A 21,383-nucleotide genomic window follows, 5' to 3' on the forward strand; every position below is an offset into this window, starting at 1 on the left:
CCATCGGCGGGGCGGGTGCGTGATCGTCGCCACTAGGCTCGGGGGCGTGAGCGAGGCGAGCGGGACCGTGGCGAACGTGCGCGAGGCGTACGGCGCCGCCGACCGTGACCGCTGGTGGCCCGAGGCCGCCAAGAACCCGACGCGGACCGCGTTCGAGCGCGACCGCGCCCGACTCGTCCACTCCTCCGCCCTGCGGCGCCTCGGCGCCAAGACGCAGGTGCTCGGGCCCAGCAGCGACGACTTCGTCCGCACCCGGCTCACCCACTCCCTCGAGGTCGCGCAGGTGGGGCGCGAGCTGGGCAAGACGCTCGGGTGCGACCCGGACGTCGTCGACACCGCGTGCCTCGCGCACGACCTCGGGCACCCGCCGTTCGGCCACAACGGCGAGCGGGCGCTCGCGGACATCGCCGGCGGCATCGGCGGGTTCGAGGGCAACGCCCAGACCCTGCGGCTGCTCACCCGCCTCGAGCCGAAGACGTTCACCGACTCCGGCGTGTGCGTCGGCCTCAACCTCACCCGCGCCACCCTCGACGCCGCGACGAAGTACCCGTGGCTGCCGGGCGAGGCCCCGCCCCGCCCGGACGGGTCCGTCACGCGCAAGTTCGGCGTCTACCACGACGACCTCGAGGTGTTCGCGTGGATGCGCGCCGGGGCGCCGGCGAACCGCCGGTGCATCGAGGCGCAGGTCATGGATCTCGCCGACGACATCGCCTACTGCGTCCACGACGTCGAGGACTCGATCGTCGGCGGCCGGGTCGACGTCGACCGCCTGCGCAGCGGCACCGAGCAGGCGCGCGTCGTCGACCAGGCGCGCCAGTGGTACGCCCCCGACGTCAGCGACGACGAGCTCGGCGAGGCGCTCGAGGGCCTGACCCGGCTGCCGTACTGGGTGCGCTCGTGGGACGGCACGCGCCGCGACCTCGCCGCGCTCAAGGACATGACGAGCCAGCTCATCGGGCGCTTCTGCGCCGCGGCGCACGACGCGACGCGCGCGGCCTCCGGGCCCGGGCCGCTCACCCGCTACGCCGCCGACCTCGCCGTGCCGGCGCGCACGGTCGCGGAGATCGCCGTCCTCAAGGGGGTAGCGGCGCTCTACGTCATGGCGCCCCGCGAGCACGAGCCGGTCTACCTGCGCCAGCGCACGATGCTCACCGACCTCGTCTCCGTCCTCCTCGAACGGGCGCCGCGCGAGCTGGAGGAGCCCTTCGTCGTCGACTGGCACGAGGCGGCGGACGACGACGCCCGGCTGCGCGTCGTCGTGGACCAGGTGTCCTCGCTCACCGACCCGAGCGCGCAGGCGCTCCACGCCCGCCTCTGCGGGTGAGGGCTCCCGCGCGCGCACGAGCGGGGCGGCGCAGGCGTGGGGTAGAACAGGGGGCGACCCGACCGCGTCCCCGCGGCCGCGGTCGTTCGAGGAGTCGGGCCGCGCGCCCGTCCTGACCGGAGGCAGCACGTGAGCGACACCGAGTACATGACCCGCTTCGAGCGCGCGAGCGACCCGACGCGGACGGCGCGCGGCCTGCGGGCCGCCGTGCACGGCGAGGTGCTCGAGGTCGACGTCGTCCGCGCGGACGTCGTGCGGGTGCGGATCAGCCGCGGCGGGGTCTTCGACGACCCGCCCACGTTCGCCGTGTGCGTCGACCCGCTCGCCGCGCCCGTCGAGCACGAGACGGAGATCGGCCCGGACGTCGCCCGCGTGCGGACGTCGGCGCTCGTCGTCTCCGTGTGGCTCGAGGAGTTTCGCGTCGACGTCCACCGCACCGACGGCACGCCCGTCGTCGAGACCGCGCAGGACGACGAGGGCCGCTACTGGGGGTACGCGACGCTCAACGACTCCTTCGCCGTGCGCCGTCGCTGCCGTCGGGAGGACGCGATCTTCGGGCTCGGGGAGAAGGCGGGCCGCCACAACCGCAAGGGGCGCAGCTTCACGCTGTGGAACACCGACGTGCTCGACCCCAAGGCCTCGGGGGAGTTCGCGGCGACGACGAACCCGGACGACCCGCGCGCGGACAACACGAGCGTCGAGTTCGACCCGTACTACATGTCGATCCCGTTCTTCTACCACCAGGCGTACCCCTCCGGCGCCATGTCCGCCTCGTTCGTCGACAACGGGTACCGGGCCGCGTACGACTTCTCCGGCGGCACCGAGTACTCGGTCCGGTTCGAGGGCGGCCAGTACTGCGAGTACGTCTTCGCCGGCCCGGGCATGCCCGAGATCCTCGAGGCGTACACGTGGCTGACCGGGCGCACGGCGCCGCCGCCCGTGTGGGCGCTGGGGTTCCACCAGTGCCGGTGGTTCGACTACACCCAGGACGCCGTCGAGGAGATCGCCGCCCGCTACCGCGCCCGGGACATCCCGTGCGACGCCCTGTGGCTCGACATCGACCACATGGACGGCTACCGCGTCTTCACGTGGAACACCGACCGGTTCCCCGACGTCCCGGGGATGCTCGGGCGCCTGCGTGAGGACGGCTTCCGGACGATCACGATCGTCGACCCCGGCGTCAAGCGGGAGCCCGGGTACTCGGTCTACGACGACGCGCTCGAGCGCGACCTGCTGTGCCGGACCGAGAGCGGTGAGGTCTACACCGGGCAGGTGTGGCCCGGTGCGACGGCGTTCCCCGACTTCGTCCTGCCCGAGGCGCGGCAGTGGTGGGGCGAGCTCAACGCCGCCCACGTGCGTTCCGGCCTCGCCGGGATCTGGAACGACATGAACGAGCCGGCCACCGGTGCCATCGCCCCGGAGGCGATGCGGTTCGGCGGCGGCGAGTTCTCCCACGAGCGGTACCACAACCAGTACGCGCTGCTCATGGCGATGGGCACGACCGACGGGCTGCGCGCCGAGGAGCCGGACCTGCGTACCTTCGTCCTGTCCCGGGCCGGCTCCGCCGGCATCCAGCGCTACGCGGCGACGTGGATGGGCGACAACATGGCCCGCTGGGACCACCTGTGGCTGAGCGTGGCCATGGGCAGCGGGCTCGGGGTCTCCGGGCAGGCGTTCGTCGGCGCCGACGTCGGCGGTTTCGGTGAGGACTCGAGCGGCGAGCTCCTCGCCCGGTGGACGCAGTACGGCGCGCTCACGCCCTTCTTCCGCAACCACTCCATGGCCGGCACGGTCGACCAGTACGCCTGGGCGTTCGGCGAGGCCGTCGAGGACCTCGTCCGCTCGGCGATCACCCTGCGCTACCGGCTCATGCCCTACATCTACGCCGCGTTCCTGCGGGCGGCGGAGAGCGGCGCACCCGTCCAGCGCCCCCTCGTCTTCGACCACCAGTACGACGCCGCGGTCCGCGACGTCGACGACGAGTACCTCTTCGGCCCCGACCTGCTCGTCGCCCCCGTCGTCGAGGCCGGGATGACCGCCCGGCAGGTCTACCTGCCCGCCGGCACGTGGTTCGACTGGCACACGGGCGAGCGCCTCACGGGCGGGCGGTTCGTCACCGCGGCGACGCCCATGGACCGGATCCCGCTCTACGCGCGCGGCGGCGCGGTCATCCCCATGTGGGAGCGGGCGCCGGCGAGCACCGACGGCTACCACCCCGACGTCGTCGAGCTGCACCTGTTCGTCCCCGCCGAGGACGGCACGCGCACGTCGTTCCTCCAGGAGGACGACGGCCTCACCCACGCCGCGGCCGCCGGCGCCCGGTACCGCACGACGTTCGAGGTCACCCGCGCCGGTTCCCGCCTCACCGTCCGGGCCGGCGTGACGGGCGACGGCTTCGCCGAGCACGCCCGGGAGGCGTTCCGGCTCGTCGTCCACGGCGCCGCCGTCGACGGGGTCGACGTCGACGGGGTGGCGACGGCGGTCGAGGACGGCAGCGTCCTCATCCCCAGCTCCGGGAGCGACTTCACCGTCGAGCTCGACGTCTGACCCCCGGGCGCGCGGGCCGGGACGCACGAGAGGAGCGGGGCATGAGCACGAGCGAGGCGGCCGGCGGCATGCGCGTCATGGTCCTGGCCCCGCACCCCGACGACGACGTCATCGGCTGCGGCGGCACGGTCATCCAGTCCGTGCGCGCCGGGGCCGACGTCACGGTCGTCTACGTGACGAGCGGGGACGCCGGGGCGCTGACGGGCACCCCGCAGGACGTCGCTGCGACGCGGGAGGCCGAGGCGCTCGCGGCGTGCGCGGTCACGGGCGTGGCCGGCACGCACTTCCTGCGCCAGCGGGAGGGCGCGATCGACGTCGGGCGCGACCTCGTCGCCGTCCTCGTCGGGCTCCTGCGCACCGCGCGGCCCGACGTCGTCCTCCTGCCGCACGCCGCGGACGGGCACGTCGACCACGTCGCCGCCCACCACCTCGGCATGCGTGCCGTCGGGGGAGCGGCCGGGCCATGGTTCCCCGAGGCGGGCGGGGAGCCGCACCGGACCGGGACCGTCCTCGGGTACGAGGTGTGGACGCCCATCGCCGCGCCCGCGCTCGTGCGCGACGTCACCGACGCCCACGCCGTGCGGCTGCGCGCGCTCGCCGAGCACCGCAGCCAGGTGGGGGACTTCGCCTACGAGCAGTTCCTCACCGGCCTCAGCGCCTACCGCGGGGCGCCCCTCGGACGAGGCCGGTACGGGGAGGCGTTCGACGTCCTCGCCCTGCCGGGCGCCCTGGCCCTCGATGCGCTCGCCCCACCGGTGGGCCGGGAGGAGGCGGCGGAGTAGGGCCGGAAGGGCGACGTCGCCCTCGACGCGCTCGCCCCCGCCGTCGGGCGGGAGGACAGGGCGGCGGAGTCGGTGCGGGCGAGGCCCGGACAGGGGACGCCGGCCCGTCGTGGCGCTGGTCACCCGGCGTCCCCAGCGGGTCCGGGTGGCGCGGGCGACGCCTAGACTCGAGGGCGTGGCTGGGCTCATCAAGCGGGAGGACATCGCCGCCGTTCGTGAGCGCGCACGCATCGACGAGGTCGTCGGTGCCCACGTCACGCTGAAGTCCGCCGGCGTCGGGTCGATGAAGGGCCTGTGCCCCTTCCACGACGAGCGCACCCCGTCCTTCCACGTGCGCCCCCAGCTCGGGCTGTGGCACTGCTTCGGGTGCGACGAGGGCGGGGACGTCATCTCCTTCGTCCAGAAGGTCGACCACCTCTCGTTCGCCGAGGCCGTGGAGCACCTCGCGGCCAAGACCGGCATCCAGCTCCGCTACGAGGACGGCGGGCAGGGGCGCCAGCCCTCCGAGCACGGGCGGCGCCAGCGCCTCATCGAGGCGCACCGCGTGGCCGAGGAGTACTACCGGGCGCAGCTGCAGACCCCCGAGGCGGAGACCGCGCGCGCCTTCCTCACCGAGCGCAGCTTCGACCGCACCGCGGCCGACGGGTTCGGTGTCGGATACGCGCCCAAGGGCTGGGACAACGTCATGCGTCACCTGCGCGGCAAGGGCTTCACGGAGCCCGAGCTCGTCGCCTCCGGGCTCGTCAGCCAGGGCAACCGCGGCGTGTACGACCGGTTCCGGGGCCGCCTCGTCTGGCCCATCCGCGACATCACGGGGGACACGATCGGGTTCGGCGCGCGGCGCCTCTACGAGGACGACCAGGGCCCGAAGTACCTCAACACCCCCGAGACGGCGATCTACAAGAAGTCGCAGGTCCTCTACGGCATCGACCTCGCGAAGAAGGCGATCGCCAAGGACAAGCGGGTCGTCGTCGTCGAGGGGTACACCGACGTCATGGCCGCCCACCTCTCCGGGGTCGGGACGGCGATCGCGACGTGCGGGACGGCATTCGGCGGGGACCACGTGCGCATCGTGCGCCGCCTCCTCGGGGAGTCCGCCGACGGCGCCGCCGGGGTCATGTTCGCCTCCGGGAGCACCCGCGGGGGAGAGGTCATCTTCACGTTCGACGGCGACGCCGCCGGGCAGAAGGCCGCCCTGCGCGCGTTCGGCGAGGACCAGAACTTCGCCTCCCAGACGTTCGTCGCCATCGAGCCCAGCGGTATGGACCCGTGCGAGCTGCGCCAGCAGCGCGGCGAGGGGGCGGTGCGCGACCTCGTCGCCGGGCGGCAGCCGCTCTTCGCGTTCGCCATCCGCTCCGTCCTCGCCCAGGTCGACCTCGACACGGCCGAGGGCAGGGTCGCGGGCCTGCGTGTCGCGGCCCCCGTCGTCGCCGACATCCGCGACCACGCCCTGCGCAGCGAGTACGCGCGCGAGCTCGCAGGCTGGCTCGGCATGGCCGAGGCCGATGTCCGCCGGGCCGTCGCCAGCGCCTCTCGTGGTGCCGGCGGCGCGGGTGGCCGGGGCGGGGGCGGCGCGGGCAGCGGCGGCCGCTCCGGGGGCGGCGACGGCCGGTCCGGGGGCCCGGGCCGCGACGGCGGGGCGGGCTACGGCTCGCGCGACGCGGGCCCCCGCGACGGAGGGCCGGGCTACGGCTCGCGCGGCGGAGGGTCCGGCTCGCGTGACAGCGGTTCCGGCTATGGCTCACGCGGCGGCGGCTCGGCCTACGGGTCGCGCGACGGCGGGGACGGCGGGCGCGGCTACGCCGCGAGCTCCGGGCCCCAGTCGAACGGCCGGCCGGGCCGCGAGGACCCGGTCGCGCGCCTCGAGCGCGAGGTGCTCGAGGTGGTGCTCCAGCTCCCGCAGCACGCGCTCGGCGCCGGCTTCGACGACCTCGCCCCGGACACGTTCACCGTCCCCGCCTACCGCGGGGTCCACGACGCCATCCGCGCCGCGGGCGGCACGGCGGCCTACGGCGAGGCGCTCGAGCGGGCGAGCGCGCAGCAGGGCGCCGGTCAGGCCGCTGACCACGCCGCGGCGTGGTGGAGCGAGCAGGTGCGTGAGAACGCCGTCGGGCCGGTGGCCGGGGTGATTACGGAGCTGGCCGTCGCGCCGCTCCCGGCCGACCGCGAGGAGGCCCTCGGCGGCTATGCCCGCGGTGTGCTCCTCTCCCTCATCGAGATGGGGGTGACGCGGCAGATCGCCGACCTCAAGGGCCGGCTTCAGCGCGCTGACCCCGCCGACCCGGACTACGCCCAGCTCTTCGGCGACCTCGTCTCCCTCGAGAGCCGCCGCCGGGCTCTGCGCGCCGACGAGGGTTAGCCCGCCGGCGCGCAGGGCCCGGCGCGCACCCGGATGCGCGCCCCCCCCCCCCCCCCCCCCCCCCCCCACCCCCCCCCCCCCCCCCCCCCCCCCCCCACTCTCCCCCCCCCCCCCCCCCCCCCCCCCCCCCCGCGCCCACGGCTGCGCGCCGATTCGCGCCACACGTGGGACGCATGTGACGTCCAGGGCTACGCAGGACGTCACACGCGCATCATGAGTCCCGAGTGTGGCGCGATTCGCGTCCGCGCTCGCGAGGCAAGCCCGCCCGCGGTCGCGGCCCCGCTGACCCGCTACGGCTCGTGCTGCTCGACGTCGACGGTGAGCGCGCGGTGGTCGGACAGGCCGGTGTCGATCGACACCGAGTCGGACGTGGGGCGCACACGCCCGTGGCCGAGGATGTGGTCGAGCTGACGGTCCGGCTCGGCGACGGGGAACGTCAGCCCCTCGGCGAGCGGCCGCCACCCCGTGACCTGCGCCGGCCGCGAGCCCACGAGGTTGAGGTCACCCATGAGGACGGCGGGCCGCGGCATGCCGCGGAGACGGCGGATCAGCCGGCGGAGCTGGATCGGACCCCACCCGGGGATGAACGTCAGGTGCGTCGAGACGACCGTCATCGGGCCGCGCGGCGCCTCGATGACGGCGGCAACGGCCACGCGCGGTTCGTCCCGCACGAGCTTTGGCCTCCGCTGACCGGGGAAGACGACCGGCACCTGCCCGCGCAGCGCGGGCAGGGCGAGCACCGTCCACGACGTCACCGGGTACCGGCTGAGCAGTGCCACGCCGTAGCTCGCCGTGCTCGGCTGCAGGTCCCCGGTGGCGGCCGTCCACACGTCCGGCAGCCCGGCGAGCGTCGCGGCGAAGCGGTGCTCGTGCGCGCCCATCGCCTCGGACGCGATGGTCGTCAGGTCCGCGCCGTGGGAGCGGGGCTGGTCGCGGTCGACCTCCTGGAGCGCGAGGACGTCGGCGTCGAGTTCGGCGACGGCGTCGGCGTACCGGTCGAGGTCGACCTCACCGTCGGCCAGGGACCGGCCGTGAAGGATGTTGAAGGTCGCGAGCCGCATCCAGACGATTGTGGCGCTCGCGGTGCGGGCACGCACCCGCTCGTGTAAACCCTTGGCCATGGCAGACGACGAACGCGAGGCCCTCCACGACGGCCTCCGACGGGCCGGGGTCGCCCTGGCCGACGCAGACATCCCCTACGCACTGTGCGGCAGCTACGCCGCCTGGGCGCGCGGCGCGCCCGAGCCCGACCACGACGCCGACTTCGTCATCCGCGAGGAGGACGTCGACCGGGCGCGGGCCGCGGTCGCCGCCGCCGGCCTCGACGTCCACGAGCCGGCGGAGAACTGGCTCTTCAAGGCGTACAACCGCGGCGCGCTCGTCGACGTCCTCTTCCGCGTGTGCGGCGAGCCGGTCGAGCCGGACCTCTTCGAGCGTGCGGACATGCTCGAGGTGCTCGCCGTGCGCATGCCGGTCATCAGCGCGACGGACATCATCTCCTCCAAGCTGCGCGTGCTGGGCGAGCACTACTGCGACTTCTCCCGCCTCCTGCCCCTCGCCCGCGCCCTGCGCGAGCAGATCGACTGGGACCGCGTGCGCGACGAGGTCTCCGACAGCCCCTACGCCCGGGCTTTCCTCAGCCTCGTCGAGGACCTCGGCGTCCTGCAGGAGTGAGCGCACCCGTTCCCCGCGGGTGTGGCGAGAACGCGCGCGTCGTGGGTGTGACGAGCCCGCGCGCGTGCTCGTCGCGGGTAACGGCACCGGCGGCGCGATGGTCGAGCGCGGCGATCGGCGCTACATGCCGATAGCGGCGTCCTTGCCGGTGTTGACCGACTGCGCGACGGCCGGTGCGAGGAGCTGGGTCAGCGTGCCCGTGAACGTGTGGTTGACCTTGGCCGTCTTCTCCGTCTTGCGCTTGATGTGGAGGTACTCGATCGCGGTCGGGTTGGCGCTCGAGCTGAAGTGCACGTGCACCAGCCAGCTGCACCAGCGGTAAGTGTTGGGGTTGGCCGCGGTGCCGTAGATCCGGACGCTGTACTCCCGTGAGAAAGGTGCGTGCTGCTGGCCCTTCTTCTGCTGCTTCTCCATCACGGTCCGGTACGTCGAGTTGTGGACGAGCTCCACGAAGCCTTGCGCCACGGCGCGTTGCAAGACGTCCGACTTGGGGTAGTCGTCCGTCGCGAGCGCTGTCAGGTCGGAGGTCATGACCGGGACGGCCAGCTTCGCGGCTTGTTCGCGAGCGGCGATGCGCGCGCTGGCGATCTTCGCGAACGCCGGCGCCTGACTGTTGATCGCACTCGTCCCGGCGGCGACCATGCGCGCCCGCACCCGACCCGCCAGGGCGTCGCCGGTGACCTTCTTCTTGGGCTGTGCCGCCCTCTCCAAGTCTCCCTTCTGCTCGTACGGCTCGTCGGCGACGGCGAGGACCGGGGTGAGGGCAGCGCTCCGCTCGGCCTCCGTGAGCTCGGCCCAGGACTGGGGTCCCACCGCCTGGGCCATCGCTGCCTCGAGCTCTGCGGCGACTGACGCGAGGAACACCTTCCACGCCGCACGTTCCTGCGCCAGGCGCTCGATCCGCTCGGCCTCCTTGCGCTGGCGCACCTCCTCCTGGCGGCGGAGCTCCTCCTCGGCCTGTGCCTGCTCCTCGGCGAGGCGCCTCTCCTCCTCCAGCCGAGCCTCGTCCTGGAGCCGGAGCTCCTCGAGCCGGCGGAGCTCCTCCTCTGCCTGGCGTCGGCGCTCCTCCGCGGCGCGACGCTCGGCCTCCTCCTCTGCCCGCCGCTGCTCCTCCTCCTGCCGGCGGCGTGCGCCGTCGACGTCCTGCTGCGGCTGCGCGGGCGCCGGCCGGCGGCGGACGGTGGCGACACTGAGGAAGTCGAGGAGAGTGACCGGGGGAAGCGTCACGAGACCGTCGGCGCCTTCCACGGTTCGCGGGGCGGTTCCGGTGCTCCACGTGCCTGGGCGGGAGCCCTCACGCTGGAGCGTGAGGCCGTCGCGAGCGGACCCCGGTGTCAGGTGGAGCAGCTGTGCGGTGGCGGCGTTGCCAGCGGTGCGCTGGAGCGTCAGCACCTCCGCGAGGTGGGGAGGCAAGGAGCGCTGCGCCGCCGTCGTGACGACGGCGGCCTCGCCCGCTCGTGCGGACGGTGCGAGGCGATGACGAGACGGACCCATGCCGGCCTCCCGAGGGCGGAGCGTCGATCGCCGCTCTACGGCTGCACCGCGCGAGGAGGCGTTGCCCCGAGCGTAGGGCGAGCGCAGGAGACGGTCAACGGTCCGCGGGCGCGTGCGGCCCGGGGAGCACCGCCATCCTCGGGTACGACGCCGACGCGGACGACTCCGCTGGTCAGCCGCTGAGCTGGCGGATGACGCGCGCCGGGTTCCCGACGGCCACGACCCCGGCGGGAAGGTCCCGGGTGACGACGGAGCCGGCGCCCACGACCGTGTCCGCACCGATGGTCACGCCGGGGCAGACGATGACGCCGCCGCCGAGCCAGACGTTGTCGCCGATGACGATCGGCTCGGCGGCCTCCCACTTCTCGCGGCGGGGGCCGGGCTCGACCGGGTGCGTCGGCGTGAGGAGCTGGACGTTCGGGCCCATCTGCACGTCGTCGCCGATGGTGATCGGGGCGACGTCGAGCGCGACGAGCCCGTAGTTGGCGAACACGCGGTCCCCGACCGTGATGTGCGTGCCGTAGTCGATGCGGAACGGCGGGCGGATCTCGACGCCCGCGCCGACCGAGCCGAGCATCGCCTCGAGCAGCGTGCGCCGCAGGACCCGCTGGCGCACCGACGTCCCGTTGTAGGCGGACATGAGGTCGAGCGCCTGCGCGCTCTCCTCGGCGAGCTCGTCGTCGTCGGCGATGTAGAGGTCGCCGGCGAGCATGCGCTCACGCATCGAGCGGGGGTCGGCGGGGTCCGTCGTCGTCATGCCGGGAGCCTACGACCGGGCGGTGGCACCCGCGTCGCGCCTCGGAACGACGAGAACGTGACCGACACGTGTCGGAAACGACGCCGAAACACCGGCTCCCTAGCGTTCGGGACGCAGGGCGCCCCGGCGCCCCACCGCACGGCCGCTCGTGGCTCAGCGGTGTCCACGCGTTCTTTTCGATGAGGAGACTCCTTTGTCCGCACCAGGTACCGGACCAGCTCGGCACAGATCCCGACGGGCCGGCGCGGCCACGCTGTGCCTGACCGCCGGCCTCGCCGGCATGACCCTGACCGCCCCGTCGGTCTTCGCCGCGGAGCCCGCTCCGGACGTCGTCGAGCTCGGCGTCGCGGACGCCTCCGCGCTGCTCGGTGCCGGGTCGACGACGTCGGTCGCGCTCGTCGAGCAGTTCCTCGCCCGCATCGCGGCCTACGACACCCCGTACGGGGACCAGCCCGGGCTGTCCTCCGTCATCACCGTCAACGAGAACGCCCTCGCGGAGGCTGCGGCGCTCGACGCCGAGCGGGCAGCCGGCACCGTCCGCGGCCCGCTCCACGGCGTGCCGATCGTCGTCAAGGACAACTACGACACGTGGGACATGCCCACCTCGAGCGGGTCCGTCGCCCTCGCGGACTTCCAGACGGCCGACGACGCGACGCAGGTCGAGCGGTTGCGCGCGGCCGGCGCGATCGTCATCGCCAAGACGAACCTCCACGAGTTCGCCGCCGGTATCACGAGCATCAGCTCCCTCGGCGGGCAGACCCGCAACCCCTACGACCAGACGCGCAACCCCGGTGGCAGCAGCGGTGGCACGGGCGCGAGCGTCGCGGCGAGCTTCGCGACGGCGGGGCTCGGCTCCGACTCCTGCGGGTCCATCCGCATCCCGGCCGCGCAGAACAACCTCGTTGGGCTCCGTCCGACGTGGGGCCTGTCGAGCCGCGACGGGATCGCGCCGATGTCCCACACCCAGGACGTCGGCGGCCCCATCGCCAAGACCGTCGAGGACGTCGCCCTCTTCCTCGACGCGACGGTCGGGTACGACCCCAAGGACCCGATCACGGCTCGCTCCGCCGGCCACGTCCCCGACTCCTACCTCGACAGCCTCGACGACACGGCGCTCGAGGGCCGCACGATCGGCTTGCTCGTCAACCCCGAGTACCTCGGCGTGACGCCCGAGGAGGCTCCCACCTCCGCGCTCGTCCGCGCGGCGATGGCGGACATGGAGGCGCAGGGCGCGACGGTCGTCGAGATCACGATGCCGCAGGAGTACGTCGACGCGATCGCCGAGTCCGGCGTCATCGGCGACGAGTTCAAGCGCGACTTCAACACCTACATCTCGCAGGCCGGCGCCACGTGGCCCGCGGGGCTGGCCGAGCTCACAGCGCCGGCTGACGCCCTCACGCTCTCGGACATCGTCGCGAGCGGTGACGTCACCCCGTCCGTGCTGACGAGCATCACGAACTTCGACGCCGCGGCCGACCTGCCCAACGAGGTCTACGCCGAGAAGCTCGCCAAGCAGGAGCAGGCCCGGGAGCTCCTCTCCGCGACCCTCGCGGAGAACGGCCTCGACGCCGTCGCGTACCCGACGATCCGGCAGGTCGCGCGGCCGGTCGAGGAGTCCCAGCCCGGGACGAACTGCGGCTCGTCCGCGCAGACCGGCTTCCCGTCGATCTCGGTCCCGGCCGGCTTCACCGAGGCCGGCTTGCCCGTCGGCGTCGAGCTCATGGGCATGCCGTTCTCCGAGCCCACGCTGCTCGCGATGAGCTACGACTACGAGCAGGCCACCGGGCACCGCACGGCGCCCGCCAGCACCCCGGCGCTCGTCGCCCCGGAGCCCGAGCCCACGCCGGACCCGACGACGCCGGCCCCGACGCCGGAGCCGACGCCCGAGCCGACGGCGGTCCCGACCACGCCCGCGCCCTCCGGGCCGGGCACCGACCCGACGACCCCGCCCGCGGTCGACCCGACCGACGACGCCCCTCCGGTCGCCGGTGGTGGCGGCGGCCAGCTGCCGAGCACGGGTGCCGGCGTGACGCCGCTCGTCTGGGTCGCCGGAGTGCTGCTCGCCCTCGGAGCGGGAGCCGCCGCGCTGCCGTGGGCGCGCCGACGACGGACGGACGCGCGCTGACCGCACCCGTGAGGTGAATGACGGAAGGGGCGCCCGCCGGTCGGGCGCCCCTTCTGTCGCGCCCCCGAGTTGTTGCTGCCGCGTCTGAGGGTATGGACACCCACGACTGGATGTAGTACACCTACTACCGAACGGTACAGGGCAGCGACAGGAGACGCTCATGACCGGCTCGGTGATCCGGGTCCGCGACCTCCGCATGCGGTACGGCACGAAGGACGTGCTCGAGGGCGTCGACCTCGACGTCCACCGCGGGGAGGTCGTCACCCTGCTCGGCCCGAACGGCGCCGGAAAGACGACGACGATCGAGATCCTCGAGGGCTTCCGCGAGCGGTCCGCCGGCGACGTCGAGGTGCTCGGCGAGGACCCGGCCCGGGCGCCGGAGGAGTGGCGGGCCGGCATCGGCATGGTCCTGCAGTCGTGGCGCGACCACCGCCGCTGGCGCGTGCGCGAGCTCCTCGCCCACCTCGGCGAGTACTACCGCCCCTACAGCACCCCCGGCCGGGCGCGGCCCCGCGACGTCGACGAGCTCATCGAGACGGTCGGCCTCACGGAGTCGGCCGACCAGATGATCATGCGCCTGTCCGGGGGCCAGCGGCGCCGGCTCGACGTCGCCGTCGGCATCGTCGGGCGCCCGGAGCTCCTCTTCCTCGACGAGCCGACGGCCGGCTTCGACCCGGAGGCGAGGCGCGACTTCCACGACGTCGTCCACGCGCTCGTCGACCTCGAGGACACGACGATCGTCCTCACCACCCACGACCTCGACGAGGCCGAGAGGCTCGCGGACCGCATCCTCATCCTCGCGGGCGGACGCATCGTCGCTGACGGGACGGCGGAGCAGCTCGCCCACCAGGTCGCCGGCAAGGCGCAGGTGACGTGGTCGCGCGGCGCGGAGCGGTTCGTCCACGCCGCCGACGACGCGACGGCATTCGTCCGGTCCCTCCTTGCCCAGCACGACGACGTCATCGACCTCGAGGTGCGGCGCGCCACCCTCGAGGACACCTACATCCAGCTCGTCCACCGGCACGAGGTCACCAGCGGCCCACGCGACGACGGCCGGCGAGCGTTCGGCACCAGCCCCCACGAGTCCACGGAGGTCCTGCGATGAGCGCCTCGAGCCACGCGATCCGGGTAGGGCTGCGCCGGGGGCTGATCCTCTTCCGGATCAGCCTGCGCAACCCCGAGGACCTCGTCTTCTACCTCATGTGGGGCGGCGGCGTCCTGGCCTTCCTCTTCTTCAGCCGCAACGCCGTCGTCGAGGGCACGGACCTCACCGTCCCCCAGGTCGCGCTGCCCGGCACGCTCGCCGCGATGGTGATCTTCGGTGGCGTCGTCGGTCCCGCGTTCGCGCTCGTCACCGAGCGCGAGGACGGCACGCTGCTGCGGCTGCGCTCGGCGCCGCACGGGATCAAGGGCTACGTCACGGGCGAGGTCGTCCTCGAGGCGCTCGGGACGCTGCCCATGCTCCTCATCGTCGTCACGCCGACCGCCTTCTTCGTCGACGGGCTCATGCACCGCGGCGCCGTCGGCTGGGTCGTCGTGGCCGCGCTGCTCGTCCTCGGGCTCGTCGTCGCCATGCCGCTCGGAATGATCATCGGTTCGGTCGCGCGCAAGCCGTCGCACGTGAGCACGTGGGGCCTCCTGCCGGTCATCGGCCTCGTGGCGATCTCCGGGATCGTCACGCCCCTCACCCAGCTCGCGGCCTGGCTCCAGGTCGTCGCCCAGGTCTTCCCGATGTACTGGCTCGGGCACGGGCTGCGGTGGGCGTTCCTGCCCGACGACGCCCGCGTGCTCGAGGTCGGTGAGCAGTGGCGCATCGTCGAGGCGCTCGGTGTGCTCGGCCTGTGGGTGGCGCTCGGCCTCGTCGTCGCGCCGCGCGTGCTGCGTCGGATGGCGCGCCGGGAGTCCGGGTCCGCGGTCGAGGCGCGGATGCACGAGCGGCTGCAGCGCATTGGCTGAGCGTGCCGCGCCCTCGGGGGGAGGGGTCCACAACCGCATCGCCATGCTCCGCGCCGAGCGCGGCGTCTCCCGGCGCGATCTCGCCGAGGCGCTCGAGGTGCACTACCAGACCATCGGGTACCTGGAGCGGGGGGAGTACAGCCCGAGCCTCGAGCTGGCGCTGCGTATCGCGGAGTACTTCGAGGTGTCCCTCGAGGTCGTGTTCTCGCTCCGGCCGTTCCCGCGCCTGGGGGCGGGCGCGTCGTGACCGGGGTGGTGCGCCGCCGCCTGTGATCTCGGGCGCATCTGCGTGCTCTCGCGCGCCGAAACACTATTCTCGGAGCCACTGGTGAGATTTCGGCGGAGGTGGATGGGTGTCAGAGGCTGAGGGCGAGGCCCGGCGTGCGGCTGCGGAGCGGCGGCGGCAGCGGAGGTTGGACGCGCGCGCCGGCGTCAACACGCAGTCGGCCCGCTACATCACCTACGAGGGCAGCGAGCAGGGCCAGGAGTGGGGCCACCCGCGGGACGGCTCGGAGAGTTACCCCGCCGGCTGGACCGTCTCCCACGACGGCAAGGCGTGGGCGTCCGCAGAGGCGTCGAACATCGACGAGCCGGGCGTCCGCGCGTGGGTCGAGGTCGGTGAGCTCCAGTCCGCAGAGGGATCTGTGAGCCAGGAGGAGGCCTGAGCGGCACCCCGGGCCTGCTCGCCCCGCGTCCGCGTCGGGGCTGCCGCTCGCTGCGCCCGGTCAGTGCAGCACGAGCCTGACCGCGAGGACGAGCATGACGACGCCGATGACGACGTCGACCCCCCGCCACACCCGCGGGCTGTCGAGCACCCCGGACAGCGCGCGCGCACCGTAGCCGAGGGCCGAGAACCACAGAACGCTGCCCGCCGTCGCCCCGGCCGCGAAGACCCACCGGGCGTCCGCGCCGTGCTGGTTCGCGATGCTCCCGAGGAGGACGACCGTGTCGAGGTAGACGTGCGGGTTGAGGAAGGTGAGCGCGAGGGTCGTCGCCACGACGGAGCCGCGTGAGCGCGGCGCCTCGGCGGTGAGCGCCGACGGTCGTGCGGCGGCGATGAAGGAGCGCACGGCGAACCACGTGAGGTAGGCGGCGCCGCCCCACCGCAGGACCTCGAGTGCGTCGGGGAAGCGGGAGACGAGGGCCCCGATGCCGGCCGTGCCGATGAGGATGAGCGCGGCGTCGGCGAGCATGCACAGGGCGACGACGGTGCCCACGTGCTCGCGCCGGATGCCTTGCCGGAGGACGAAGGCGTTCTGCGCGCCGATGGCGATGATGAGGGCCAGCCCCGTGACGAGGCCTGTCCCCGCGATGCTCCACACGGGGAGGAAGGATATCCCGCGCGTGCCTCCCTGGAATCGGCGCGGGTCCACGGCATTGTGGCTCCATGCCAGCGCAGTCGGTCGATAGTAAGCCCAGCATCCGTGAGTCGAGGCTCCCGTCGCCGATGGGCCGACGCGTCCTCTGGACCCTCGTCGGGATCGCGACAGGGATCGCCGTCATCTCCGGTCTGCTCTACGTGGCGGTGGTCCTCACCGGCTTCGAGAGCTCCCCGTGGCACGGGCTGCACGTGCTGGTCGACGTGGCCGGGGAGCACAACGCGGCGACGTGGTACGCCTCAGTCCTGTGGGCCCTGCTCGCGCTGACCGCCGTCGCCGTCGGCGCGCACGCCCCGCGTCTGCGCCTCTCGTGGTTCTTCCTCGCGGCCGTGGCCGTGTACGCCTCGATCGACGAGTACGCCATGCTCCACGAGAAGCTGTGGGTGCTCGGTGATCTGCTCACTGAGTACCTCCCGTTCGACCCGTTCTCCTACCGCTGGGTCGTCGCGGGTGTCGTCCTCGCCGTCGTCGTCGCAGCGCTGCTGGCACCGCTCGCGCTACGGCTCCCTCTCCCGGTCATGGTCGGGCTCGTCGCCGCGGGCTTCGTCTTCCTGCTCGGCGCCGTCGGCGTCGAGACGTGGGGCGGCTTCGTCGAGCGCAGCTACGAACAGCTGACGTGGCACCTCAAGCTCCTCATGCACCTCGAGGAGTGGCTCGAGATGGTCGGGGTCGCCCTCGCGATCTGGAGCGTGTCGGAGATGATCGTGTGGCGGCGGACCGAGGACGGCGTGGCGACAGCTTTCCGGGGCTACAGAGGTGCCCCAGGTGGGGCTTGAACCCACGACCGACGGATTATGAGTCCGCTGCTCTGACCGGCTGAGCTACTGGGGCGTACGGCGACCCAGCGTATCCGCTCGCCGCGGCGTTACCGTGAGGCATGCTCAAGCGTCGCCGCACCACCCGCCTGCCCGACCCGCTGGCCCGCCGCCTCCCCGCCGGTGACCGCCCGCTCGTCGCCGCCGAGCTCGCCGACGGCGGCTGGGCCGTCGTCACCAAGGCGGCCCTCGTCGTCGTCGACGAGGAGGGTGTGCGCGACCGCACCCCGTGGCACCACATCGAGAACGGCCGCTGGGACGGCGACGCGCGGACGTTCACGATCACGTGGTCCGACCGCGAGCGGGCCAAGGAACAGCTCACCCTTGCCGACGACGCCGTCGACCGCTTCACCGCCAGCGTGCGCGAGCGCGTCCAGGCCTCGGTCGTCCACGCCGAGACCCTCGAGCTCCCCGGAGCGCGGGTCCGCGCCACCGTGCGCCGCGACGAGGAGGGAGCGCTGTACTCCATGCTCACGGCGTTCGGGCCGCTCACGGGGAGCGAGGACGAGCAGCGTCAGCTCGACGAGCTCGAGCGCCGCGCACGCCAGGCGGTGGGCCTGCCGGAGTAGCTCCTGGCTGGGGCGGAGGTCACACCCGGCAGGTCCCGGAGCGGTGCTCGGGGGCCCTCCAGATCCTGCTAGAGTCATCACCGCGATCCCGCGTAGCTCAATTGGCAGAGCATCCGACTGTTAATCGGACGGTTGTTGGTTCGAGTCCAACCGCGGGAGCATTCCGCCCCTGGCCCCGCTTCCTGCGGGCCGGGGGCGTTCCTCGTTCAGGCCCAGGATCCACGTCGCGGGGATGCTCGTGAGCATCTCGATGCGGCGGGCCAGCGTGACGATGTCGCGCGGCTGGTTGTTGCCGCTCTCCCACTGCGCGTAGGCCGGCGCGCCGACCTCGAGCTTCTCGGCGAACTCCCGCTGCCGGAGCCCGGTCGACTGGCGTGCCTTCCGGAGCCGGTCGGCCAGTGTCCACTCGGGGATCCAGGTGCCCTCTTCGATTGCGTGCGTGCTCATAGGAGCACTGTGGCAGACCTAGCCAAACCTACGCAAGGGGAACTTTGGTGCGCTTGCTCACAGCGTATCGGTTGACCCAGCGGGAGTAAGTGTGCTTAGGTCTGGCACATGGCAACTAAGCAGGCATACGAAGACGAGTGGCTGCCCATCGGAGACGCCGCCGCCCTCGTCGGCCTCTCGGCCGTCACGCTCCGCCGGTACGAGGCCGCGGGCCGCATCGCAGCGACCCGCACCCCCGCCGGCCATCGACGCTTCCGGCGCTCTGACGTCGAGGCGCTCCTCACCCGGGCCGACCAGCCCGAGGACGCCAGCCCCGCGCTCGCGGGCTGACCCCAGAGACGACGACGCCGGGCCATCCCCAGCAAGAGAGACCCGGCGTCACCACTACGAGATCGAGGATATCGATGACCGCTATCACCCGTTCCCCCGACGCTCCGACGTTCACCCTCGCGGGCCTCGCAGCCGACGAGAACCGCGCCGTCGCCCACTTCGCCGGCGTGGCGCACGGCTACAAGGAGAGTGCCCGCGAGGCCCGCGACTGCGCGGCCCGCCGCGTCCCGTGGCCCGGCCACGAGTCCGGTGTCGGTTCGTGGGAGGCGCTCGCGAAGCTGTACGCGGCGATCGCCGACGCTCACGAGAAGTCCGTGACCGAGTGCAAGGCGATCCTGACGTGAGCGCCGCGACGACTCACCGCCCGGTCCCGCGCCCGCCAGCCTTCGGTCGCGTGACCGTCGCCCGTGGCACGGCGCCGAGCCGCCGTTCCTCGCAGGCGCTGCCCACGGCCCTACAGGAGGTCGTCGACGCGCAGCTCGCCGCCGGCGTCCTCTGCGTCCTCCACGACGAGGACCACCCGTCCTACCGGGCGGCGCAACTCCGCCTCGACCACGCGGTCTACGCGGCGATCGAGGTCGGCGCCACCGCCTCCCAGATCGAGGTGAGGACCCGATGAGCGCACTGACCGACCGCATCGCCGCGGACCACTTCCAGACGACGCGCAGCCGCACGTTCTCCTGCTCGTGCACGTGGTTCCCCGACTGGGACGCGCCGGGCGTGTTCCGCCAGTTCGCCGCCCACGTCGCTGAGGTCACCGAGGCCGCTGTCCGCGCGGAGATCGACCGGGAGCGGCAGGTCGCCGCGTCGACCGAGCTCGCGGAGCAGATGCAGGCGCTCGCGGACGCCGTGAACGGTGACCTCCGCACCATGACGTCGCTCAAGCTCACGAACGACTCGCGCTGGTCGGGGTCGTGCCGCCTCTGCCCGGAGACGTGGGTGGAAGTGGTGATGGCGGACGCGTACCGGATCGCGAAGGACCACGAGGCGGACCACCGCACCGAGGCCGCCCTCACCCGTGGGGGTGCGTCATGACGGCGACCATGCCGCCTGCGTGGCAGAAGCAGTACCGGGTCGACCGGCACCTGGGACGTCCTCGGATGATCCCGTCGGCGCCGGTGTTCGCGCACATCGAGCAGCTGCTCGAGACGCCGGGGTGCACGCCGGTCGCGATCGGTGAGGCCGCGGGCCTGGCTCGGACGACGGTCCACACGATGCTCCATCTGCGGCGCCCGAAGGTGAAGGTCGCGACCGCGCGGGCGATCCTCGCGATCACGCCTGACGTCGTGCTGAACCGCAGCAACCCCGACGCGTTCGTCCCCGGGATCGGCACCCGCCGACGAGTCCGCGCACTGATCTGGATGGGCTGGACGCACGAGGCCATGAAGGAGGAGTCCGGGGTCACGACGAACGTCCTGGCCCGGTCCAGGGAGCACGTCCGGCAGTTCACGCACGACGCGGTCGCAGAGATGTACGACCGGCTCTCGATGCGGGAGGGGCCCTCGGCCCGTAACCGTGAACGCGCTGTCCGCCGCGGATACGCCCCGCCCCTGGCGTGGGAGGACATCGACAACCCGGATGAGGTGCCGAGCCACACCGCGCTTCCGGCCCGCCAGTTCGGCGGCCGTGACGGCATCGACCTCGACGATTTCGCCTTCCTCGTCCGCTCGGGCGAGCTCCCCGAGCGGGCCGCTCGACGCTGCGGTGTCGACCTCCGCTCGGTCCAGACCCGCGCGTACCGCGACGGCCGACGCGACGTCCTCACCCTCATGGGCATCAGAGAGATGGAGCGAGCATCATGACCGCCTCACCACCGACCCGGACCACGGACGAGCAGGTCCGCCGGACCCTCGTCGGGCTCCTCGCCCTGGTCCTCCCGGCGGGCGTCGCCCTGTACGTGACGCTCCTGTGGTTCACGTCTCTGGACTGCCCGAAGCTCTGGCACCTCGTCCTCGGCCCGATCGCGCTCACGGTCGTCGTCGCCTTCATGGTGCGGGGCCTGCGCCGGCTGCAAGCCCTCGACGAGGTGAGCGGAGCATGAGGGCGCTGACCGTTCGCCAGCCGTGGGCGTGGGCGATCATCCATGGCGGCAAGGACGTCGAGAACCGGTCCCGCAACCTCGCTGGGGCGTACCGGGGGCCGGTGGCGATCCACGCCGGGCTCGCCCCGTTCGAGAAGGACAACGACGGCAGCCGCGCGCACAAGGCCGCGTATGGCTCCGAGGTGCCCACGGCACTCGTCTTCGGCGCGCTGATCGGCGTCGTCGACCTCGTCGGCGTCCACGAATCGCCAGATGAAGGGTGCATGGGGCTGGACCCGTTCGACCGCGCGCGCCTCTGCTCGCCGTGGGCGCAGCAGGACGTCTGGCACCTCGTCCTCGCGAACCCGCGCCCGCTGCCCGAGCCGGTCCCGTACCGGGGGCGCCTCGGTCTGTGGACGCTCCCTGACGGCGCGGTCGACCTCGAGGCGGTGGCGTCATGACGATGACGGAGAACGAGCGGCTCAAGGTTGAGGGGCAGCAGCTCTCGCTCGGGGTCCTGACCGAGGACGACGTCGCCGAGTTCGATCGGGTGATCGCGTCCTACCCGGTGGGGCGGGTCCTGTCTTCGAACACGGTCCGCCCGCAGCTCGACGCGCTCGGCATCCCGGACTCCGCCCGTGGGGGCCTGTTCCACCGGGCGATCGCGCGGGGCCTGCTCGCGCGGGCGACGGTCGCCGGCCCTGACGGCGTGGAGTACGACCGATTCGAGCGGTCCTCGGGCCGCTCGGCGCACAACGCCCGCGTGCGGGTCTACGTCCGCACCGACCCGGCGGGGGAGTGATCG

The 21,383-nt window shown here is 73.2% G+C and carries 25 protein-coding genes and 2 tRNA genes; 21 read left to right on the forward strand and 6 right to left on the reverse strand.

Annotation, left to right across the window (positions count from 1 at the left end):
- Positions 1 to 46 precede the first annotated feature (46 nt).
- The 4 genes from V2J63_RS04275 to dnaG all read left to right on the forward strand — a co-directional run bounded on the left by V2J63_RS04275 (position 47) and on the right by dnaG (position 7,012).
- Complete coding sequence (locus V2J63_RS04275; RefSeq protein ID WP_331229764.1) at positions 47 to 1,324, forward strand: deoxyguanosinetriphosphate triphosphohydrolase; 1,278 nt, start codon at positions 47 to 49, stop codon at positions 1,322 to 1,324.
- A gap of 129 nt (positions 1,325 to 1,453) precedes the next feature.
- On the forward strand, positions 1,454 to 3,871 hold the full coding sequence (locus V2J63_RS04280) for a glycoside hydrolase family 31 protein (protein ID WP_331229765.1): 2,418 nt from the start codon (positions 1,454 to 1,456) through the stop codon (positions 3,869 to 3,871).
- A gap of 41 nt (positions 3,872 to 3,912) precedes the next feature.
- On the forward strand, positions 3,913 to 4,653 hold the full coding sequence (locus V2J63_RS04285; RefSeq protein ID WP_331229766.1) for a PIG-L deacetylase family protein: 741 nt from the start codon (positions 3,913 to 3,915) through the stop codon (positions 4,651 to 4,653).
- Positions 4,654 to 4,828: 175 nt separating this feature from the next.
- Complete coding sequence (gene dnaG, locus V2J63_RS04290) at positions 4,829 to 7,012, forward strand: DNA primase (protein WP_331229767.1); 2,184 nt, start codon at positions 4,829 to 4,831, stop codon at positions 7,010 to 7,012.
- A 290-nt stretch (positions 7,013 to 7,302) separates the two neighbouring features.
- Here the strand turns inward: dnaG and V2J63_RS04295 are convergent, their stop codons facing one another.
- Positions 7,303 to 8,073, reverse strand: coding sequence for an endonuclease/exonuclease/phosphatase family protein (locus V2J63_RS04295; protein WP_331229768.1), 771 nt, complete (start codon positions 8,071 to 8,073; stop codon positions 7,303 to 7,305).
- A 58-nt stretch (positions 8,074 to 8,131) separates the two neighbouring features.
- On the opposite strand from V2J63_RS04295, the gene V2J63_RS04300 reads away from it, so the two are divergent.
- Positions 8,132 to 8,686, forward strand: coding sequence for a hypothetical protein (locus V2J63_RS04300; protein WP_331229769.1), 555 nt, complete (start codon positions 8,132 to 8,134; stop codon positions 8,684 to 8,686).
- Between the two features lie 120 nt (positions 8,687 to 8,806).
- Here V2J63_RS04300 and V2J63_RS04305 read toward each other — a convergent pair whose 3' ends face one another.
- Together V2J63_RS04305 and V2J63_RS04310 are read right to left on the reverse strand one after the other, a co-directional pair.
- The gene (locus V2J63_RS04305) at positions 8,807 to 10,180 is read right to left on the reverse strand and encodes a hypothetical protein (protein ID WP_331229770.1); all 1,374 of its coding nucleotides are present in this window, start codon (positions 10,178 to 10,180) and stop codon (positions 8,807 to 8,809) included.
- 172 nt (positions 10,181 to 10,352) lie between these two features.
- Positions 10,353 to 10,937 carry a sugar O-acetyltransferase gene (locus tag V2J63_RS04310; protein WP_331229771.1) on the reverse strand — a complete coding sequence of 195 codons (585 nt, stop codon included), beginning with the start codon at positions 10,935 to 10,937 and terminating at the stop codon, positions 10,353 to 10,355.
- 280 nt (positions 10,938 to 11,217) lie between these two features.
- On the opposite strand from V2J63_RS04310, the gene V2J63_RS04315 reads away from it, so the two are divergent.
- The 5 genes from V2J63_RS04315 (at position 11,218) to V2J63_RS04335 (ending at position 15,683) form a co-directional block, all read left to right on the forward strand.
- Complete coding sequence (locus V2J63_RS04315; protein ID WP_331229772.1) at positions 11,218 to 13,062, forward strand: amidase family protein; 1,845 nt, start codon at positions 11,218 to 11,220, stop codon at positions 13,060 to 13,062.
- 160 nt (positions 13,063 to 13,222) lie between these two features.
- On the forward strand, positions 13,223 to 14,167 hold the full coding sequence (locus V2J63_RS04320; RefSeq protein ID WP_331229773.1) for an ABC transporter ATP-binding protein: 945 nt from the start codon (positions 13,223 to 13,225) through the stop codon (positions 14,165 to 14,167).
- Entirely contained in the window at positions 14,164 to 15,018 is an 855-nt protein-coding gene (locus V2J63_RS04325) for an ABC transporter permease (RefSeq protein WP_331229774.1), read from the forward strand. The genes V2J63_RS04320 and V2J63_RS04325 overlap by 4 nt, the downstream gene beginning before the upstream one ends.
- Positions 15,019 to 15,061: 43 nt before the next feature.
- On the forward strand, positions 15,062 to 15,265 hold the full coding sequence (locus V2J63_RS04330) for a helix-turn-helix transcriptional regulator (protein WP_491062220.1): 204 nt from the start codon (positions 15,062 to 15,064) through the stop codon (positions 15,263 to 15,265).
- A gap of 106 nt (positions 15,266 to 15,371) precedes the next feature.
- Complete coding sequence (locus V2J63_RS04335; RefSeq protein WP_331229776.1) at positions 15,372 to 15,683, forward strand: hypothetical protein; 312 nt, start codon at positions 15,372 to 15,374, stop codon at positions 15,681 to 15,683.
- Between the two features lie 60 nt (positions 15,684 to 15,743).
- On the opposite strand, the gene V2J63_RS04340 is transcribed toward V2J63_RS04335, so the two are convergent.
- A complete protein-coding gene (locus V2J63_RS04340; RefSeq protein ID WP_331229777.1) occupies positions 15,744 to 16,340 on the reverse strand; it encodes a LysE/ArgO family amino acid transporter in 597 nt (198 codons plus the stop codon).
- A gap of 125 nt (positions 16,341 to 16,465) precedes the next feature.
- On the opposite strand from V2J63_RS04340, the gene V2J63_RS04345 reads away from it, so the two are divergent.
- Positions 16,466 to 17,173 carry a DUF8692 domain-containing protein gene (locus V2J63_RS04345; protein WP_331229779.1) on the forward strand — a complete coding sequence of 236 codons (708 nt, stop codon included), beginning with the start codon at positions 16,466 to 16,468 and terminating at the stop codon, positions 17,171 to 17,173.
- Here V2J63_RS04345 and V2J63_RS04350 read toward each other — a convergent pair.
- Positions 17,155 to 17,228, reverse strand: a tRNA-Ile gene (locus tag V2J63_RS04350). The genes V2J63_RS04345 and V2J63_RS04350 overlap by 19 nt on opposite strands.
- Positions 17,229 to 17,274: 46 nt before the next feature.
- Between V2J63_RS04350 and V2J63_RS04355 the strand changes: the two genes are divergently transcribed.
- Together V2J63_RS04355 and V2J63_RS04360 are read left to right on the forward strand one after the other, a co-directional pair.
- Positions 17,275 to 17,781 (forward strand): hypothetical protein, encoded by a 507-nt coding sequence (locus tag V2J63_RS04355; RefSeq protein WP_331229780.1) that lies wholly within the window; start codon positions 17,275 to 17,277, stop codon positions 17,779 to 17,781.
- Between the two features lie 86 nt (positions 17,782 to 17,867).
- A tRNA-Asn gene (locus V2J63_RS04360) sits at positions 17,868 to 17,940 on the forward strand.
- On the opposite strand, the gene V2J63_RS15750 is transcribed toward V2J63_RS04360, so the two are convergent.
- Complete coding sequence (locus V2J63_RS15750) at positions 17,902 to 18,228, reverse strand: helix-turn-helix domain-containing protein (RefSeq protein ID WP_434056286.1); 327 nt, start codon at positions 18,226 to 18,228, stop codon at positions 17,902 to 17,904. The two genes, V2J63_RS04360 and V2J63_RS15750, sit on opposite strands and share 39 nt — an antisense overlap.
- A 108-nt stretch (positions 18,229 to 18,336) precedes the next feature.
- Here V2J63_RS15750 and V2J63_RS04365 point away from each other — a divergent pair, with 108 nt between their 5' ends.
- From V2J63_RS04365 to V2J63_RS04400, 8 genes are all read left to right on the forward strand, one after another.
- Complete coding sequence (locus tag V2J63_RS04365) at positions 18,337 to 18,558, forward strand: helix-turn-helix domain-containing protein (protein ID WP_331229781.1); 222 nt, start codon at positions 18,337 to 18,339, stop codon at positions 18,556 to 18,558.
- Between the two features lie 74 nt (positions 18,559 to 18,632).
- A complete protein-coding gene (locus V2J63_RS04370) occupies positions 18,633 to 18,902 on the forward strand; it encodes a hypothetical protein (RefSeq protein ID WP_331229782.1) in 270 nt (89 codons plus the stop codon).
- A gap of 50 nt (positions 18,903 to 18,952) precedes the next feature.
- Positions 18,953 to 19,177, forward strand: a complete 225-nt coding sequence (locus V2J63_RS04375) for a hypothetical protein (RefSeq protein WP_331229783.1) — start codon at positions 18,953 to 18,955, stop codon at positions 19,175 to 19,177.
- Positions 19,174 to 19,593, forward strand: a complete 420-nt coding sequence (locus V2J63_RS04380) for a hypothetical protein (protein WP_331229784.1) — start codon at positions 19,174 to 19,176, stop codon at positions 19,591 to 19,593. The genes V2J63_RS04375 and V2J63_RS04380 overlap by 4 nt, the downstream gene beginning before the upstream one ends.
- Positions 19,590 to 20,360, forward strand: coding sequence for a hypothetical protein (locus V2J63_RS04385; protein ID WP_331229785.1), 771 nt, complete (start codon positions 19,590 to 19,592; stop codon positions 20,358 to 20,360). The genes V2J63_RS04380 and V2J63_RS04385 overlap by 4 nt, the downstream gene beginning before the upstream one ends.
- On the forward strand, positions 20,357 to 20,599 hold the full coding sequence (locus tag V2J63_RS04390; RefSeq protein WP_331229786.1) for a hypothetical protein: 243 nt from the start codon (positions 20,357 to 20,359) through the stop codon (positions 20,597 to 20,599). Before V2J63_RS04385 ends, V2J63_RS04390 begins: the two co-directional genes overlap by 4 nt.
- Positions 20,596 to 21,039, forward strand: coding sequence for an ASCH domain-containing protein (locus V2J63_RS04395; RefSeq protein WP_331229787.1), 444 nt, complete (start codon positions 20,596 to 20,598; stop codon positions 21,037 to 21,039). The genes V2J63_RS04390 and V2J63_RS04395 overlap by 4 nt, the downstream gene beginning before the upstream one ends.
- Positions 21,036 to 21,380, forward strand: a complete 345-nt coding sequence (locus tag V2J63_RS04400; protein ID WP_331229788.1) for a hypothetical protein — start codon at positions 21,036 to 21,038, stop codon at positions 21,378 to 21,380. The genes V2J63_RS04395 and V2J63_RS04400 overlap by 4 nt, the downstream gene beginning before the upstream one ends.
- Positions 21,381 to 21,383 lie beyond the last annotated feature (3 nt).

The sequence above is a fragment of the Georgenia wangjunii genome, from assembly GCF_036421975.1.
GTDB classification, from domain to species: Bacteria; Actinomycetota; Actinomycetes; order Actinomycetales; family Actinomycetaceae; genus Georgenia_A; species Georgenia_A wangjunii.